The sequence below is a fragment of the Wolbachia endosymbiont (group A) of Cydia splendana genome, from assembly GCF_947179475.1.
Lineage (GTDB): Bacteria > Pseudomonadota > Alphaproteobacteria > Rickettsiales > Anaplasmataceae > Wolbachia > Wolbachia pipientis.
This window is the reverse complement of record NZ_CAMXBP010000001.1, coordinates 916,571-934,172: the sequence shown is the minus strand read 5'-3', so window position 1 is coordinate 934,172 and position 17,602 is coordinate 916,571. Positions and strand designations below refer to the sequence as shown.

At 34.5% G+C, this 17,602-nt stretch carries 16 protein-coding genes, 1 tRNA gene and 2 pseudogenes; 6 read left to right on the top strand and 13 right to left on the bottom strand.

Annotated elements, in window-relative coordinates:
- Positions 1–10: 10 nt before the first annotated feature.
- From OM961_RS04655 to OM961_RS04620, 6 genes and pseudogenes are all read right to left on the bottom strand, one after another.
- Positions 11–580, bottom strand: coding sequence for a nucleotide exchange factor GrpE (locus OM961_RS04655; RefSeq protein WP_155969407.1), 570 nt, complete (start codon positions 578–580; stop codon positions 11–13).
- A 61-nt stretch (positions 581–641) separates the two neighbouring features.
- The gene (locus tag OM961_RS04650; RefSeq protein WP_264339502.1) at positions 642–1,619 is read right to left on the bottom strand and encodes a polyprenyl synthetase family protein; all 978 of its coding nucleotides are present in this window, start codon (positions 1,617–1,619) and stop codon (positions 642–644) included.
- Between the two features lie 10 nt (positions 1,620–1,629).
- The gene (gene rpsP / locus OM961_RS04645) at positions 1,630–1,950 is read right to left on the bottom strand and encodes a 30S ribosomal protein S16 (RefSeq protein ID WP_006279266.1); all 321 of its coding nucleotides are present in this window, start codon (positions 1,948–1,950) and stop codon (positions 1,630–1,632) included.
- Positions 1,951–2,041: 91 nt separating this feature from the next.
- Positions 2,042–2,185, bottom strand: a complete 144-nt coding sequence (locus OM961_RS04640; RefSeq protein WP_264339501.1) for a hypothetical protein — start codon at positions 2,183–2,185, stop codon at positions 2,042–2,044.
- A 7-nt stretch (positions 2,186–2,192) separates the two neighbouring features.
- A pseudogene (locus tag OM961_RS07665) lies at positions 2,193–3,133 on the bottom strand (IS5 family transposase).
- A 300-nt stretch (positions 3,134–3,433) separates the two neighbouring features.
- Positions 3,434–5,245: pseudogene (locus OM961_RS04620) on the bottom strand (peptidylprolyl isomerase); the annotation flags it as partial.
- A 320-nt stretch (positions 5,246–5,565) separates the two neighbouring features.
- Here OM961_RS04620 and OM961_RS04615 point away from each other — a divergent pair.
- Entirely contained in the window at positions 5,566–6,168 is a 603-nt protein-coding gene (locus tag OM961_RS04615; RefSeq protein ID WP_010082495.1) for a cell cycle transcriptional regulator TrcR, read from the top strand.
- Between the two features lie 199 nt (positions 6,169–6,367).
- Complete coding sequence (gene rho, locus OM961_RS04610) at positions 6,368–7,771, top strand: transcription termination factor Rho (protein WP_007549497.1); 1,404 nt, start codon at positions 6,368–6,370, stop codon at positions 7,769–7,771.
- 166 nt (positions 7,772–7,937) lie between these two features.
- Here rho and OM961_RS04605 read toward each other — a convergent pair whose 3' ends face one another.
- On the bottom strand, positions 7,938–8,414 hold the full coding sequence (locus tag OM961_RS04605; protein ID WP_006279800.1) for an RDD family protein: 477 nt from the start codon (positions 8,412–8,414) through the stop codon (positions 7,938–7,940).
- A 22-nt stretch (positions 8,415–8,436) separates the two neighbouring features.
- On the bottom strand, positions 8,437–8,979 hold the full coding sequence (locus OM961_RS04600; RefSeq protein ID WP_155969099.1) for an RDD family protein: 543 nt from the start codon (positions 8,977–8,979) through the stop codon (positions 8,437–8,439).
- Positions 8,980–9,124: 145 nt separating this feature from the next.
- Between OM961_RS04600 and icd the strand changes: the two genes are divergently transcribed.
- From icd to nth, 3 genes are all read left to right on the top strand, one after another.
- On the top strand, positions 9,125–10,561 hold the full coding sequence (gene icd / locus OM961_RS04595; protein ID WP_155969097.1) for an isocitrate dehydrogenase: 1,437 nt from the start codon (positions 9,125–9,127) through the stop codon (positions 10,559–10,561).
- Positions 10,562–10,644: 83 nt separating this feature from the next.
- The gene (locus OM961_RS04590) at positions 10,645–11,976 is read left to right on the top strand and encodes a DnaJ domain-containing protein (RefSeq protein ID WP_264339499.1); all 1,332 of its coding nucleotides are present in this window, start codon (positions 10,645–10,647) and stop codon (positions 11,974–11,976) included.
- Between the two features lie 39 nt (positions 11,977–12,015).
- Complete coding sequence (nth, locus tag OM961_RS04585) at positions 12,016–12,654, top strand: endonuclease III (RefSeq protein WP_006279797.1); 639 nt, start codon at positions 12,016–12,018, stop codon at positions 12,652–12,654.
- A gap of 117 nt (positions 12,655–12,771) precedes the next feature.
- On the opposite strand, the gene dapE is transcribed toward nth, so the two are convergent.
- Positions 12,772–13,977, bottom strand: coding sequence for a succinyl-diaminopimelate desuccinylase (gene dapE, locus OM961_RS04580; protein WP_264339498.1), 1,206 nt, complete (start codon positions 13,975–13,977; stop codon positions 12,772–12,774).
- Positions 13,978–14,019: 42 nt separating this feature from the next.
- On the opposite strand from dapE, the gene OM961_RS04575 reads away from it, so the two are divergent.
- Positions 14,020–15,276 carry an iron-containing alcohol dehydrogenase gene (locus tag OM961_RS04575; protein ID WP_264339497.1) on the top strand — a complete coding sequence of 419 codons (1,257 nt, stop codon included), beginning with the start codon at positions 14,020–14,022 and terminating at the stop codon, positions 15,274–15,276.
- A 170-nt stretch (positions 15,277–15,446) separates the two neighbouring features.
- On the opposite strand, the gene OM961_RS04570 is transcribed toward OM961_RS04575, so the two are convergent.
- The 4 genes from OM961_RS04570 to rplI all read right to left on the bottom strand — a co-directional run bounded on the left by OM961_RS04570 (position 15,447) and on the right by rplI (position 17,602).
- A tRNA-Met gene (locus OM961_RS04570) sits at positions 15,447–15,519 on the bottom strand.
- Positions 15,519–16,811 carry an adenylosuccinate lyase gene (gene purB, locus OM961_RS04565; RefSeq protein ID WP_264339496.1) on the bottom strand — a complete coding sequence of 431 codons (1,293 nt, stop codon included), beginning with the start codon at positions 16,809–16,811 and terminating at the stop codon, positions 15,519–15,521. The genes OM961_RS04570 and purB overlap by 1 nt, the downstream gene beginning before the upstream one ends.
- On the bottom strand, positions 16,808–17,041 hold the full coding sequence (locus OM961_RS04560) for a hypothetical protein (RefSeq protein ID WP_264339495.1): 234 nt from the start codon (positions 17,039–17,041) through the stop codon (positions 16,808–16,810). The genes purB and OM961_RS04560 overlap by 4 nt, the downstream gene beginning before the upstream one ends.
- Before the next feature lie 6 nt (positions 17,042–17,047).
- Positions 17,048–17,602: a 50S ribosomal protein L9 gene (gene rplI, locus OM961_RS04555; protein WP_006279792.1), complete on the bottom strand. Its 555-nt coding sequence runs from the start codon at positions 17,600–17,602 to the stop codon at positions 17,048–17,050.

Genomic DNA, 17,602 nt, shown 5'->3' with positions numbered 1-17,602 from the left:
TTACCTCATGCTAATCGCTTCCACAATCAGCAGATTTCTTAGAAAGAATAACCATTGCAGGACGGAGCAACCTATTTTTGATAGTATAACCAGTTTGTAGTACTTCTACAATGGTGCCAGGCTTTTTTTCATTGTCTTCTCTTTCCACAACAGCTTGGTGTAAATTACTATCAAAAAGCTCACCAAGTGGATCTACTTCCTCTATTCCATGTTTTTTTAGATCATTTATAATTTTTTGATAAGCTACTTTAATCCCCTCATGAACAGGATCACCGTCTTTCAAAATTTCCATTACTCTTTTTAAATTGTCGCACGAGTCGATCATATCACGTGCAAGTTTTGTGACTGCGTAGTCACTTGCATCGCTAATTTGCTTTTGCATTATACGTTTGACGTTTTCATTATCTGCAACAGCACGGCGTAAATGATCTTCAAGCTGAGCTGCACGTTCTCTTAATGTATTGAGATCTTCATTTAAATCATCAGTTTGCTTATGGTTATCACTTTGTTGGTCGTCACCTTTCTGCCTACTTACCATATCAGCAAACTTCTTCTTTTTCTCCTTACTGCTATCTGACATATCATTACCCTTAAGAATCTAATAAATATATAACAATTAATCTGAAAATATCAAGCGCCAGCTACATTCGTCTTTCTATGCTCGCATTTAAAAAGTTAATTAAAGTAGTTTTATAAAAAGAATCAGAAAAAGTACTAATATCATTTTGTGCCATATTAATGTAGTGTCTAGCTTTTTCCATAGAAAGCTGAATGGCATTATGGTGATTAATATAGTGTAATGCTTGGTCAAAATTGTGTCTAGCTGAAGAAAAGCATTTTTCCCAGAATTTTTGCTCTGCTGGACTGCCCTTTTCGTATGCTATAATAGCAGGTAAGGTGACTTTACCTTCGAAAAAGTCTTTTCCGATTTGCTTTCCAGAAGTGCCTTGACTAGCAGTATAATCGAGCATATCATCAACTATTTGAAATGCCATACCAAAATTAAAACCAAAATTCTTTAGCCTCTCTGTTTCGTCATCTGTTGCACCAGATACTGTAGATGCAGCTTCACAGCATGCAGAAAATAAAGACGCTGTCTTTTCTCCAATGATATCAAAATAATTTTCCCTGATTGTGTGGGGGTCAAAACGTGTTGTCATCTGCTTTATTTCACCCTTCACAAGTAAATACGATGCTTTAGATAAAATAGAGAGAATATTTAAATTTCCACACTCTATAAGCCATCTAAATGCTAGTGTCAACAATAGATCACCAACTAAAATGCTTGATTTATTTCCCCAAATCTTATTCGCTGTTTTAACTCCATGGCGTGCCTCACTTTCATCGAGCACATCATCATGAAGTAAAGTAGCATTGTGTATAAACTCTACCGATGCAGCAACATTGATCCTATTCTCCCCAGAATAGTTTAGCATTTTACATATAATAAAAACTAGTTTAGGCCTTATTTTTTTTCCACCTGACCTAACAAGATGAGATATAATATCAGTAGCAAGCTTAGCATCTTCATCATTGACATTTTTGAAGACAAAGTCATTCATAGCTGACAAATCAGAAGATACAATATCGTCTAATTTATCGCTGTTTGTTATTAGCATTTTAAGAGACTTATGCCTCTTGCCCTTGTGCTTTCTCGTTCTCTACTTTCTTCTTTTCTGTTTTCTTTGGTTCTGTTTCTAAAGTTACTATGCCTTTTTTGATAAACCACAGTACTCTTTCAGTTGCTTGCGCGCCTACGCTTAGCCAATGTTTTAATCTATCAGCCTTCACCACAACACGATTTTTATTGTCTTTTGGTAACATTGGATCATATTGTCCTATTTTCTCAATAAAACGCCCATCTCTTGGTGCTCGTGAATCAGCTACAACTATCCTATAAAAAGGGCGTTTCTTTGCGCCAAACCTCGCCAACCTTATTTTAACTGCCATGTTAACCTTTATTCATATATTAGCCACAATTTTATACAATGAGCCGTTTTAAGTCAAATGAATTATACAACTTTTGCACCTTATAATATAATTACCAATAATGTAGGGCAGTGCCGGGCGCACAGCTATACGAACATTCATTTTTGAAGGTAAATTGCACAGCAAATGGTGTCATTCCAGTGCTTGACACTGGAATGGCTTTGTTGCATCGCTCTTCGGATAGTAGGTAACGCACAATAAATTTATGAAGCTATCTCAAATTTAGCCATACCAATATCAGTGAACTTATTGAGCAAATAGCATTTAACAAGTAGTTCCTTCTCTCTATTTGTCTCAGATTTATTCCTAAAACTAAACCCGAATGTTTGTTTCAGTCGCGAGAAAAAACTTTCTATATAAGATCTTTTTCCGTAGTTTGTTTGCCTTTTCCACCTCTTCATTCCATCTTCGCTGCATGATTTTATTAGTCTAATTGCAGCATTTCTCTCAGCCATATAGTCTAACTTTGGATGCTCTGCTGCGTTGTTTTTCGGAGGAATTTTCGTTTTTATACCATATTGATTACACAGCTTATAGAGCTTTTCTCTGTCATATGCCCTATCTGCATATAGTACTTTTATGACATACTGAAAATCGACTTCTTTTAGCAAATCACAAGCTCCATAGTGATCAGCCGTTACTGTATTTTACAGCTATGGCTTTTTTGCTGTTTGTATTCAACATTACATGCAATTTTCTTGTCTGTTCATAGCTGCGATACTTTCTATCTTCGCTATTTTCTTTGCTATGACCAGGAGTGTTGTTGTATATACTAATTCCTGTACTGTCTATAGCAATTTCGATATCTTCCATATTATTTTCTGCAATCATTGATCTTAATATTGAGTTTCTTAAACCTTCTTGATGATTGTGAATAGCTGATAACTTGCAAATTTTTCCCAATTTGCTCAAGGTATCCTGCTATAAACCCAACTGTTTGCCTCAGGCCTATTCTAAATAAACAAGTTATTATGTGCACCAAAATTACAACTTTATCGCTATAAATATTGTTGCCACCTGGTATTTTTGGACCATTCTCGTACCACTTTTCTATGGCTTCGTTGATATAATGAAAAATATTTCCTCTTTTTTCTAGAAATTTGTTATATTCGCTATGGTTACTGACCCTCATTTTTTGTGGCATATTTTTTCTTTCAAGGTTAAATGGCTATTTTATAATGAATTTTGTCAGTAGCCACCAGATTTTTTCAGTTGCTATGCAACAAAGCCCACTGGAATCCAGCCTTTTTTTAATCATTAAAACGTTGTATTTTAACATAAAACGGCTACTTTTATGCTTACCAACTTAATAAAATTCCTGGATCCCAGTGTCTGGGCACTGGGATGACATCCTTTCTAGTGAAGATTGCTCTCAAATCGCAATGTTCGTACAGTTGTGTGTCTGGGCACTGGATGCGTTTGAAGCAACTTATAAGATTTTTGACTATATATCATCAAGTATAGCGTGATTAACTTCGACTTTATACTTTGATTCCAGATAGCTAATTAATTGCTCTTTTAGCGATATCATCACACGTTTTCCAGTGTCAAGCATGTTTAATTTGCCATTTGATGAATGCATTTCTTTTAGAACACCTATTATAATTTCATTATTGTATTGAATAGGATCTGTCACTGAACCAGTTGTTTTCATATTGAAAATCTCTTCTACAAAAGAAAAGGGGTAGTTTTGTTGATCCACTTTATTGCGGTGCATCTGCTGACCTTTAACTAATTCCACACCTTGAATTTCTTCCAAATCTGTTTTTTCTCTTAGTTGAACTGCAACCTCTTGCCCGAATTTAAACATTCTTTCTTTTATAAACTCACTACGCCAAAGCTCTACCGCTAATGCCCTGCCTTCTTCAAAACTTTGTGATTTAGGTGGAACGATATCGATGATTTTTACACTAACAACAGCGTCCCCAACGCCCTTAAAATAACCTTTCTGATCCTTTTCTCGCGAAAAAATGAAAGAAATCAAATCACCAGAATCTCCTACGTTATTACCGCTTTGATCTTTTCCACTCGCATCTACTGGACCAATAGTTTGTATAGGTAAATTATATTCACTCAATATTTCTTCAATTTCTGAACCATTGTATATCTTATAGTTCACTTGGTTTATGAAATCATTGACTCTTTCAAAAGACTTTTGGTTAGTTAGAACTGACTTTATGTCTTTTTTTAAATCAACTAAGTCTTCATCAGAGATTTGATGCGCACTTTCCACTTTTACTATGTGCCAACCAAAACTGCTTGCTAAAACTTCACTTACTTCACCTACTTTAAGAGCAAACACCTTCTCTCTCACGTCTTCTGGTAAAAAATCCTTAGTTATATTATTTACTCTAGTTTCCTCAAGTTTTGCTTTGCCAAACTCTTCTACTATCTGTTCAAAGCTTGTTTTACCCTCCTCAAATGCTCTTCTTGCTGTCTCAGCTTCTTCTTTGGTAGAAAATATTGCATTGAATATATCTCTTTGATTTTTAAGTTCTTGTTGTTCTATTATACCATCAACTTCTTCATCTGAGATCTTGATTTGATCTTCAAAATACTTTTGGCCTAGGGAAATATATTGCGCAGTTCGATACTCAGGATAATAAAAATGGGATTTATTTCTTTCGTACAAATCAAGTAAGGCTTGATCATCTGGTTCAGGAATGTTTGTAACTGCATCTTCAGTTATTTTAACAATATCAACTACTCTAGTTTGGTAGCGACTTTTGTATATCTGCTCATCAATTTTCTCGCCAAAAGTTACTGGATAATTATCTTTAAATAATGAAGTCATGAACATCATTGCAGGCAGGACTTTCTCTAGCTTTGCTATATACTCTTTCTCTGTCATATGCAGGTCATTTAGCGTTTCATAGAATTTATTTTTGTCAAATTCACCTTTATCATTTTGAAAGTATTTGGTGTTTTTAATATGGTTTTTTATAGATTCTTCTCCAACTGTCAACCCCAGCTCACTAGTTAGGTTAAACAATAGTTTTTGCTCTATAAGTGCGTTAAGCAAATCATATTTCAGCTTTTTTACTTGTTCTCTACTCGCATCAGATCCAGAAATTTGTTTTCCATAATTTTGATATAGCGACTTATACTCATCTGACGTTATAACTTCTTTTCCAACCCTAGCTACCTCTTCTTTTTCATCATCACCTGATAAAAGGTTGCCAACTCCCACAAAGATTAACAAGCAAGCTAAAAGGACAACGGTTATTTTAGTGAAAAAATTTTTAACATTCATTTTAAACTCAGTTAATTAATGGTTAATTATAGAATAGTGATAATTTAATACTTGTAAACCTGTTGCTTTATTAGATAATATATATAATATATTAACTTAAAATTTAACTCTCTAATCTTAAATAGGAACATATGTTTAACTGAGTTATACTATACCTTAGAAAGGGGAAATATTTTGTTTGAAATATGCTTAAAGGTAAGCGCATTTAATTAACTTAAGAGGTGGGAAGTGACAAACAAAAAGTTATTGAATGACAAAATTAATGCTTTTTTAGTTTTAATAGTTTATATTTTAGCTCTGTATAACAGTAAGGGATACTTTAAATGGGAGATGCTTTTTTGATGTCAATGGAATCTTCTAAGGGCAATAACGATAGAAATAAACAGTTTCTAGTGCAAATAGCTGCTTGGTTAGTAGACAACACTGGTTTAACTTTTAATCAAATAGCACAATGTTGCAGATTGGCCCTTGAAGAAGTACAAGACATAGCTGATGAGGAAATAGAAGTAGAAAAATATAACCCTATTATTTCTGGAATAATTACTGAAAAAGAAATCGATGATTGCAAAAAAAATCCAAATCGTGTACCAAATTTGATTATAAAAAATATAAAAAAAAGGAGTAAAGCGATTGGTAGCATTCTTGGCTTTGCCTCTACGGCAAGACGTAGAGATAAACCTGATGCGATTTATTATTTAGTAAAAAAATTTCCTATCTTGGACAATAACGTTATAGCTAAATTAATTAGTACAACAAATTACACAGTTGAGCAGGTAAGAGATGGATCTCATCATAACATGCAAAATATAAAACCCCAAGATCCTGTACTACTCGGCTTATGTAGTCAAGAAAATTTAGAAGCAGAAGTGGAAAAAGCAAAAGTAGAAGAGGAGAAGCAAGAAAGGTTAAAAAAATATAAAGAATAGCTATTGAAAATCCTCAAATTTTTGTGTTTTGTTAACATTAAATTAACTTGACTTGCTAGTGTTTATTAGTATAATGTAAGTAAAGTACGAGGTTTAATGATAATTAAGCTTAATACGCACTGAAACTAACTCAGCCTAATTTATTATCTTATAGTCACATTTTAGGTTAGTAAGCATCAATTAAAATTTTTGGAGGATTATGACAACAATCAATGAAGATGTTTTGGCAAAAGGAAAGGTTACAGCTCAACCTGAAAAAAGTGAGCAAATTTACAATAACGATACAGTAAAACAGATGGTCAATGAAGGTACTGAGAAAAACAGAAAAACATTAGATCTGAGCGAATTAAAAGAGAAAACAGCAGAAGAATTGTTAGAGTTAGCTGAAGAAAGAAAAATTTCAACTAACGGTAAAAGCAATGGTAGAATGCTAAAGCAGGAAATAATATTCAGCTTAATGAAAAAAATGAGTGAAGAAGGAGGCATAACCACAGGGAGTGGAATAGTGGAAATATTGCCTGATGGTTTTGGTTTCTTACGTTCAGCAAGTGCAAATTATGCCCCAAGTACCGATGATGTTTATATTTCTAACGGGCAAATAAAGAAGTTTAATTTACGTACAGGAGATATGGCATATGGAGAAATAAGGCCACCTGGTGATAAAGAGAGATATTTTACTTTAACTAAGGTTCAAAGTATAAACTCTACTGAAGTAAGTGAATTAAGAAAGTACGTCCATTTTGATAATTTGCTTCCTCTTTATCCTGAGGAAAGCATAGTACTTGAGTGTAATAATGGTGATGATAAAAAAGGCTTAAGCATGCGTGCTATAGATATAGTAGCTCCTCTTGGAAAAGGGCAAAGAGCGTTAGTAGTTGCTCCACCTCGCACAGGAAAAACAGTATTGCTTCAGCAAATGGCTAACTCTATAGCTATAAATCACCCTGAAGTAGAATTAATAGTGTTACTTATAGATGAAAGACCTGAAGAAGTAACAGATATGATACGTTCTGTAAAAGGTGAGGTAGTAAGTTCTACATTCGATGAGCCTGCTTACCGTCACGTACAGCTTGCTGAAATAGTAATAGAAAAAGCTAAAAGAATGGTTGAGCATAAAAAAGATGTGGTAATTCTACTTGACAATATTACTAGACTTGCACGTGCTTATAATGCGGTTATTCCTTCGTCTGGGAAAGTTCTAACTGGTGGTGTAGATTCAAACGCACTGCAGAGACCAAAACGCTTTTTTGGAGCAGCTCGTAATATTGAGAATGGGGGTTCTTTAACTATAATCGCCACAGCTCTTATAGAGACTGGTTCAAAAATGGATGAAGTTATTTTTGAAGAGTTTAAAGGTACAGGAAATGCTGAGATCATACTTGATAGAAAACTTTCTGATAAACGTATATTTCCAGCTATTGATATTACAAAATCCGGAACAAGGAAGGAAGAGCTATTAGTTGATAAGGCTATACTAAATAAAATATGGGTGGTGCGTAGGATACTCAATCCTATGGGACCCGTTGAAGCAATGGAATTTTTACGTGACAAACTACTTTTAACAAAGAGCAATGCTGACTTTTTTAACTCCATGAATCACTAAAAGTAAGCCAGTTATGATGGATATGCTGAGCAAAAAGTAAAACGCTCTTATAGCTAAAATAATTTGGATTTACCAAAATATATTTATAGTTAAGTTGGCAATTTACCTTAAGTTAGCGCGTGACACTGGAATGACACCCTTGGTGGCAGACAGCTAAAGGAAAATATCAACTAGGTTTATAATCTATCACTACCGTGTTTGCAATTTTGTCGTGAAAAGCTTGTTTATGTTCATCACCTACTGCACATACTAAAACTAAGATTAGTATAGCTAAGAATAAAATGGGATTACAAAGTGATATGCAATAAATTATAAAAAGAGCTATAGTCCTTTTCATTGCTTGCATTGTAGTGATTGACTCAAATGTATCTTTGTCTTTTACACGCATGCTAAATAACAAGTGTCCTGGAGTGCCGCCAAATTTTACTAGCATGAATATATGAAATATACATGGTATCATTAAAAATAAAGAAAATACAATCGTGGTGATTACAATTATTGCACCCATGATCCCTTGTATTGCGTGTGTAAGTGAGAAACCCACCGCCATTAAACCAAATGGTATTGCGATAAATAAAATACAATCAACTATAAATGCTAGAGTACGTCTTGTCATCGTTGAGTAGTTTACTTTTTTATCCATGTACTACCTATAAAGAAAAATATCAACTAGATTTATAGTCTATCACTACTGTTTTTGCAATTTTATCGTAAAAAGTCTGTTTGCGTTGATCAAATACTGCAAACAAAAATAAAATTAGCACAATTAAAAGATATAGAAAAGTATAACCATGATAATGCAGATGAAGCAAAAAGCGAAAAATAATCCAGATGCTTCCCTTAGAAATACATCTTATTGTTGCTTGCATAAGGGTAACATTTGTAAATGTATTAGCATCTTTAATATGCATACCACACAATAGTTTTCCTGGGGTACCACCAAGTTTTGTTACCATTAATATTTTGGATATTGTTAGTACTAATGTTGCGACCACTGTAGAAACTATAAATGGTATTTCTGTTGCTAGTTGTGCAAGTTCCTGAAAAGAGTCTTTATCTTTATCTTGATCTTGTAATGATACGATGAATACACCATAGATAAAACCGAAGATAAAATGAGGGGAAAATATGATGAGGTCAAGTATTTCTGCTACAATACGCCTTGTAAATCCTACATAATTTACTTTAACATTTATTTCAGTATTCATAACCCCACCTATATTTCATAATATCATCATATGATATAAAAATACGTTATTAAATAACCGTAAATATACTAACTTGGGTAATATTAGCTACTTGTGCCACTCTATTATTTAAATTAATATTAAATCATTTATAACTAGGGAAGTTATGTCAACACTAATCACAGTTGCATATGGCGACGGTATCGGACCAGAAATCATGGAAGCGGTGCTGTCGATATTGCGCGAAGCAGAAGCGGAAATCTCAATAGATATTATTGAAATAGGGGAGCGTGTTTATAGTAAAGAATGGTCTCACGGAATTTCTCCAAGTGGTTGGGAATCAATTGAAAGGACAAAAATATTATTAAAATCTCCGACAACAACTCCTCAAGGTAAAGGGCACAAAAGCTTAAACGTTGCACTCAGAAAAAATCTAGGGTTGTATGCAAATATCAGACCATGCATTTCATATCATCCTGTTATAGAAAATAAATTCGATAAGTTTGATATCGTAGTGATACGTGAAAATGAAGAGGACGTTTACACCGGAATAGAGCATAGGCTCACTGGTGACTCTTACCAATGCACTAAAATTATTACTAGATCTGGCTCAGAGAAGATATGCAGGTACGCTTTTGAATATGCAAAAAAACACAACAGAAAAAAAGTAACTTGCCTGACTAAAGATAACATCATGAAAATGACTGACGGAACTTTCCATGCCGCGTTTGATCGCATTGCAAAGGAATACCCAGATATAAAGGCAGAACATTATATAGTTGATATTGGAATGGCGCGTGTTGCAACAGAACCGGAGAATTTTGATGTTATAGTAACCGAGAACTTATATGGCGACATATTATCAGATATAGTCGCACAAACCTCTGGATCTGTGGGGCTTGCCGGAAGTAGCAACATCGGGAATGAATACGCAATGTTTGAAGCAGTGCACGGTTCTGCCCCTGATATTGCAGGAAAAAACATAGCCAATCCTTCTGGTCTTTTAAATGCTGCAGTGCATATGCTAATTTACATAGGTCAAGTGGGTACTGCAAAACTAATCTACGATGCATGGCTCAAGACTTTGGAGGATGGAATACACACTGCCGATTTATATAAGGAGAAAAGAAGTAAACAGAAAGTTGGTACCAAAGAATTTGCAGAAGCTGTTATAGATAATTTAGGAAAGAAACCTGCTGAGCTTATAATTGGCAGTGGTTCGGATAGTAAAATAAATTTGGATAGTAAAATAAATAAAGTACAAGACAATTACGAACAAGATTACAAAGTTAAAAAGCTAGTGGGTAGTGATATAACTCTCGCTTGGGACAAATCCAGTAATGTTGATCAAATAGTAGGATTATTTGAATCAAGTAATCTGCAAATGATAGCAATATACTCAAAAGGACTTGCGATTTGGCCAGGAAACTCAAAACCTTCAAGTGACCAAATAACCTATAGGTTTATCGCAAATAATGAAAAGCAAGCTATTACAAATAGTGATGTAAATAACTTGCTAATCAAACTCGAAGAACACAATTTTGACGTGGTGAGAATGGACAAATTGTATTTGTATGATGGGAAAGAGGGGTTTTTCTCTTAATGATCGTTTGACATTCTTATGATTGCATAAAACATTTAAATAGATTATACTAGAGATATAATTTATTTATGTGAGATGTAGTAATGGGTCAACATTTTAAGTTAACTGGTCAGGAGTTTTGTGATAATGCTGATCTGTTCAACGTATTGGAAATAGAAGCTAAGCAAGTTATAGGTAAGGATCATCAAGAGCTTAGTAGCGTTTTAAAAAAACAATATAGAAAATTGATTCTTGTACACCACCCTGATAAAGGTGGAAATGAAGAAAGATTTAAAAATCTTGACAAAGCTTATAAAGAATTAAATGCATATATTGAACCTTTAAAGTCAGGGGACCCTTGTGTTAAAATTAGCGTTGATGCTGAAAGTGATGGGCATTTAACAGCGCGTGAATTCCATTATAGGAAGAAATTATTTGAAAAATTGAATATCACTGAAGAGGAAGTTAGAGGAAGGAATTTTGCTGAGCTTGCTTCTATACTTGAAAAAAAAAGCAGCTCGCTAATACAGGATCTGCAACACCAAAATAAATTAATCCATTATATAAATTCTTGGACAAGATATAGCTCACTTTTCGATGATAAAGTCAAAGAGCTGAGAAATGAGCTTGACGAACACTTGCTTAAACCTAACATACAATTATTTAGTTATATCGCCCCTTTAACAAAGAATGGAAGTTTAATAAGGGAAGACAAACAAGCGCTAATGCAAAAGTTTATAAAGCGTAGAGACGATTTGCTATCTAGTACTTTAAAGAAAAAAGTAAATACTTTACTTTTTTTAGCTTTTGCTGAAGCAATTTATTGCTATTGTTTCTTGCCTACTTGGTTAATTGCCAGTGATACCTTGATGTGTTTATGCTTGCCACTAGTAGCATTAAATCTTATTATGACAGAGATTTTATCTGCTTTAACACAACATTACGAAAAAAAATACAAAAACTCTGAAATTTCTACTGATCAATATGTAAATAGAATAAATTGTATTTACTTATGCTATAAGCTTTTTGTTTTTTACCCTTTGCCTGTCTTTTTTACTTCTTTAATGATAGAGGGTTTTATCTCTGGCAGTTTTTATGTTGATGTGACAATATTTGGTACTTTGTCATTGTTAGCACTGCTAGCTACTGAGATATTTAGTCCTACATTTTCAAAGGCTTGTGAAATATACACTGAAAAACACATGAAAGATTTACTTGAGGAAGATCTAAGAGATAGAGTGCAAAAGGAAACTGATCTGTTAGGACGGTATGATCCACGAAGGCTATTAATGCCAATAATTATGCCTCTTGTTAGAAAGTGTTTTACAGAGGTGGCAAGCGAATTTGCTGAGAGGAATTTCGATGAAGTGAACACTAATATGTCTGATGTTAACACTGAACAGCCACCTAGACCTCAAGCGGTTGAATTTGCATAGTAGAATATTACGGTATAGTATAAACTTTTAGCTCTATGCATGGACTCAAAAAAAGTAGAACTAATATTTGAAAAGTTTCAACAATCAAATCCTGCGCCAAAAATAGAGCTAAATTATACCAATCATTTTACGTTACTGGTTGCGATAGTTTTATCAGCGCGGACAACTGATGTAAGCGTTAATAAAATTACAAGAGAACTATTTAATATCGCTGATACGCCAGAAAAAATGCTGAGCTTTGGGCAGAGTGAGCTGAAAAAATGCATAAGCAGTATTGGTTTATATAATTCCAAAGCAAAAAATATAATCGGGCTTAGTAAAATATTGGTAGAACGATACAACAGCAAAGTACCTACTAATTTTGATGATTTGGTGTCTTTGCCTGGAGTGGGGAGAAAGAGCGCTAATGTGTTCTTAAATTCAGGGCTTGGCATTCCAACATTGGCAGTTGATACTCACGTTTTTAGAGTGAGCAATAGAATTGGGCTTGTGAAAGAAAAAGATGTGTTTAAAACAGAGCAATCTCTTTTAAATGTGGTTCCCAAAAAATACCTGCTTTATGCTCATCATTGGCTAGTTTTGCATGGTAGATATGTTTGCAAAGCACAGAAACCTTCGTGTGAAACGTGCATAATTCATGATTTATGTGAATTTGAGTGCAAAAGGTATAAAGTCTAGTATTTCTTCTTTTGTCATCCAAGTAGCTATAGAAACGAAAAAACTTACTTGACACATTTTGCTGGAATGATACAAGTTATTATTCAAACAACAGTTATGCAAGAGATCTGATTACATCTAAGCTAACAATGGACCACTAGATATATTACTAACCACGTTGACCTGATTCAATATTTTATTAGTGGGATTGAAATAATTTTCTATAAATTCCTTATATATAGCTGTTAACTTGTGTATATCGTTTACTGATACGCATTCGTTTATCTGATGTGCAGTTTTGTTGATTATACCAAATTCAATCACTGGACAAACATCTTTGATAAACGCAGCGTCAGATGTGCCACCACTTGTGCTAAGTATAGCATCAATGTTGGTAACCTTACTTATTGCATCAAGCATAATATCAGTATTCCTATCGGGAGTAGAGAGGAAAACGTCCCTGCTGCTATGCATAGAAAGCTTATAATCGTTAGTTACACTAGAGCATATTTCATCAATCAGCTTATATAGGCCACCCGGTGTTTGTTCATTGTTATATCGAATGTTAAAACATGTAGTTGCTGAACCAGGTATTAGATTGCTAGTATTATTTCCAACATCGATAGTAGTAACTTCGCAATGTGAAGGCTGAAAATATTTATTACCATGATCAAAAGTAGTATTTTTTACCTTACTCAATATCGATATTACCTTATATATTGGATTATCTGCTAGGTCTGGATAGGCAACGTGCCCTTGTTTTCCATGGCAAATTAATTCAAATGTTACAGAACCTCTTCTGCCTATTTTTATGGTATCACCTAATTTCTCACTACTGGTTGGTTCAGCAACCACACAGAAATCCACCTTTTTCTGCTTACTTTTCATCCATTCCAAAACTGCCTTTGTTCCATATTCTTCCGTGCTTTCTTCAGCACTGGTAATCAATGCACTTATCGAACCATTAAATTGAAACTTCTCTGCAATCAAATTTACCATAGCAGCAATAAACGCAGCTACTCCGCTTTTCATATCAGCCGCCCCTCTTCCATATAATATGCCATCCCTCACTTCTGGATTAAATGGACCAAATGCCCAATCTTTTAACTGACCCGGTGGTACAACATCAACATGCCCAGCAAAGCACAAATTTGGTACTCCATTTATATATTTCGCATAGAGGTTTTTAACTTTAGTTCCATTATCACCAAATTCTAAAATCTCACAGTCAAAGCCACTCTTCTTGAAGATTGTTGCTATATACTCTATTGCCCCGCCGTCCCTTGGTGTTATACTCTCAAAAGAGATCAATTTCTTAGTTAGCTCTACAGGGTCAATTTTCATGTCAATCTTAAAATACTTATATTGCTATATTGTAAACACTCTATGCACTATTTAAAACAAATATTACATCAAGCCGAACAAACTTTTCTAAGGGAAGTAATAACAGATTACCACCTTGCTGATGATATCTATGAAATATGCACACGACACGGAAATGACATCTTTCTAGTTGCAGATGAAAATACAGCAAAACTTTTAAACAAAAACGTATTTAATAAAATTTCTCATTTAATTATTCCAACCCCACCTGCCATTCCAGTGTCACGCGCTGGGATGACATCAGGTAGAGAAATGACACCAAGCAGAGCTGCCTCTCTTGAAACCGTAAATCTAGTGAGAAACAAAGTAAAAGACAGTGACTTAATAGTTGCATTTGGTAGCGGCACCGTTAACGATATCTGCAAATATGTAAGCTACCTCGAGAAAAAAGATTATATATCCTTTCCAACAGCCGCTTCTATGAATGGATATACATCCGCAAATGCTTCAATATTAGTAAATGGATATAAAAAATCGTTCAAAGCACATCTTCCAAGAGCAATATATATAGATATAGACATACTTGCCAATGCACCACTGCGCCTCATATTAAGCGGATTTGCAGATTTCATTTGTCGTTCAACAGTTCAGGCTGACTGGCTACTATCTCATTTGTTGCTTAGCACAGAATACAATGAATTACCTTTTACACTTGTTCACGATTTGGAGCAAATTTTGCTAAGAGAATATATGGCGCTTACTAAAAGAAGTAGAAAAGAGGTCCTATTACTTATGGAAGTTCTACTAATTTCAGGACTTGGAATGGTGATGTCAAAAGGCAGCTATTCTGCAAGCCAAGGAGAGCATATGATAGCTCACGCAATGGAAATGGTAACAAAAGATTATTCCTCACTACATGGTGAAAAAATTGCTGTCACAACGATTACTATGGCTAATTTACAGGAAAAGATATTATCAATACAAAACCCAATAATTAAACCGACCACTTTAGATGTAAAACATATAACTCAGTGCTTTGATAATATTGAATTTGTAAGAACTTTTGAACAGAAGCAAATTCTGCAGCAAAAAATCCAAGAGATTATTCGCAAAGAATGGCATAATATTTCCAGTTTAATTAAGCAAAATTTACTACCTGCAAAACACCTGCAAAAAATATTTGAAGATCTGTCAATTCCACACTTACCAGAGCACCTCAATTGGAATAAAGAACAATATTGTAAAGTGGTCGATCTTGCGTTTGCAACAAGAGATAGATTCACCTTTCTTGACTTAGCTAACTGCATAGAAGAAAGTTAAGTTTTGTAGTGAAATTCTGTCATTTAAAGAGATCATAGGCCAAAAGCTAAACCCTTTTCACAATCTCTTATCCATTGTCTCCTCACCTGAGTGGATATACAACTCATTCCAAGTAACTGACACTGGGTTTCACCAATAGCACTGCTTTGCTAAACATAGTTTAGTTCGAGTGGCTGAGGAGGGACTTGAACCCCCGACCAAGAGATTATGATCCTCCTGCTCTACCAACTGAGCTACTCAGCCTAATTGAAAACCTTGCTATACATGTGACCTACATGTTTTGTATAATATTTCAAATCAAACAAAGATTCAAGTTTTTCCGAGTTAATAACCTTAAGTAAGAGTTTATCTTGTTTCAATTCGGCCAGAAAATCACTGTTGTTTTGTTTCACTTTCATTGCATTGCTCTGAACAATTTTATACGCCTCTTCCCTCGCCAAACCACTATTTACTAACTCAAGCAATACACGCTGTGAGAAAACTAAACCTTTTGAAGAATTTAAGTTCTTTTCAATGTTTTCCTTATTGATCACCAATTTATCTATCAAATCTGTTAATCGCACTAAAGCAAAATCCATTGTTATACAAGCATCAGGAGCAATGCATCTTTCCACAGATGAGTGTGATATATCACGTTCGTGCCACAATGCAACATTTTCTAACGCAGGAAAAACATAACTGCGTATTAAACGTGAGAGTCCAGTCAGATTTTCACTTAAAATAGGATTACATTTGTGTGGCATAGCAGAGCTTCCCTTCTGCCCAGTGGAAAAATGCTCAGAAATTTCGCCGATTTCAGTTCTTTGCAAATGACGAATTTCAACAGCAACATTTTCTATTGAGCTTGCAATCACTCCCAAAACTGAAAAGAACATAGCATGTCTATCACGAGGAATGACTTGAGACGATATGATTTCAGGTATGAGTCCTATTTCTTTCGCTACATATTCTTCAACAAACGGATCAACATTTGCAAAATTGCCTACTGCACCTGATATTTTACAAATTGAGATCTCTTTTTGCGCGCTAATTAATCTCTGATAATTGCGTTTAAATTCAGCATAAAATCTGGCAAATTTTATTCCAAGAGTTGTTGGTTCTGCATGCATTCCGTGACTGCGTCCAACACAAACAATATCTTTATAGTCCTCAGCTTTTTTTTTCAATGCTGCAAGTAAATTTTTTAGATTCTCGAGCAAAATATCACAGGACTCTTTCAGTTGCACCGCAAGGCATGTATCCAAAACATCAGAACTTGTCATTCCATAATGAAGATAACGAACATCAACTCCCGCTTTTTTAGCAATATATGTCAGAAAAGCTATAACATCATGTTTTACAATGGATTCAATTTCGTTGATACATTCAACATCAAATTCAATAGCACCAGAGAGGTTCTCAGCAATATTATTCGGAATCACTCCTAACTTTGCTTGAGCTTCACACGCTAATTTTTCTATTTTAAGCCATATATTAAATTTATTATTTTCCTCCCAAATGGAAGACATTTCTTTTCTGCTATAGCGGGGAATCATTTTTGATTTATTCCAATAATGGTGTCATTCCAGTGCGTGACAATGGAATCCAGGTATAAAAGTATTTGCAAATTATTCAATGGACAACGGATTCTAGAAGCATAAAATAATGTCCATGATGAAATAAACTGGATCCCAGTGTCACGCACTGGGATGACATGAGGGAAGCACTGGGATGACACCAGCTTAGCCATGGCAGACATTTCTTTACGACTATAACAAGGGATCATCTTTGATCAGCTATCATCACCATCAGTAGCTTCTTTATTCGCATCTTGCTCTGCTTCTTGTTGCTCAGACTTCTGATTTTGCAATTTTACTTGCCTTAGCTCATTTGCATCTGTTTCGGATTTCACGACGTATATAGTAATTGGTACTACTACTTCACTATGTAATTCTACGTTTACTTGGTATTCACCCAAGTTTTTGATGCTTACTCCACCAAAAGATAAACTACGGTGATCTATCACATGTCCTTCTTGTAGTAAAATTTTCGCAATTTCACGTGTTGTTACAGAACCAAAAATTTTACCATCCTCTGAAGCTTGCTTTATCAATACCACAAACTTATCATGTAGTGACAATGCAAGCTCTTTTGCTACATTTAATCTTTTTATATTCTCTTCTTCCAGTAATAAACGTTGCTCCTCTAGCTTTGTTAAATTTTCCTTGGTAGCTTTCACCGCTTTTCTTTGTGGAAAAAGAAAATTACGTGCATAACCTGGTTTAACTTTGACAACTTCACCAAGCTTACCTAAAGTCCTTATATTTTCCTTTAAAATTATCAACAT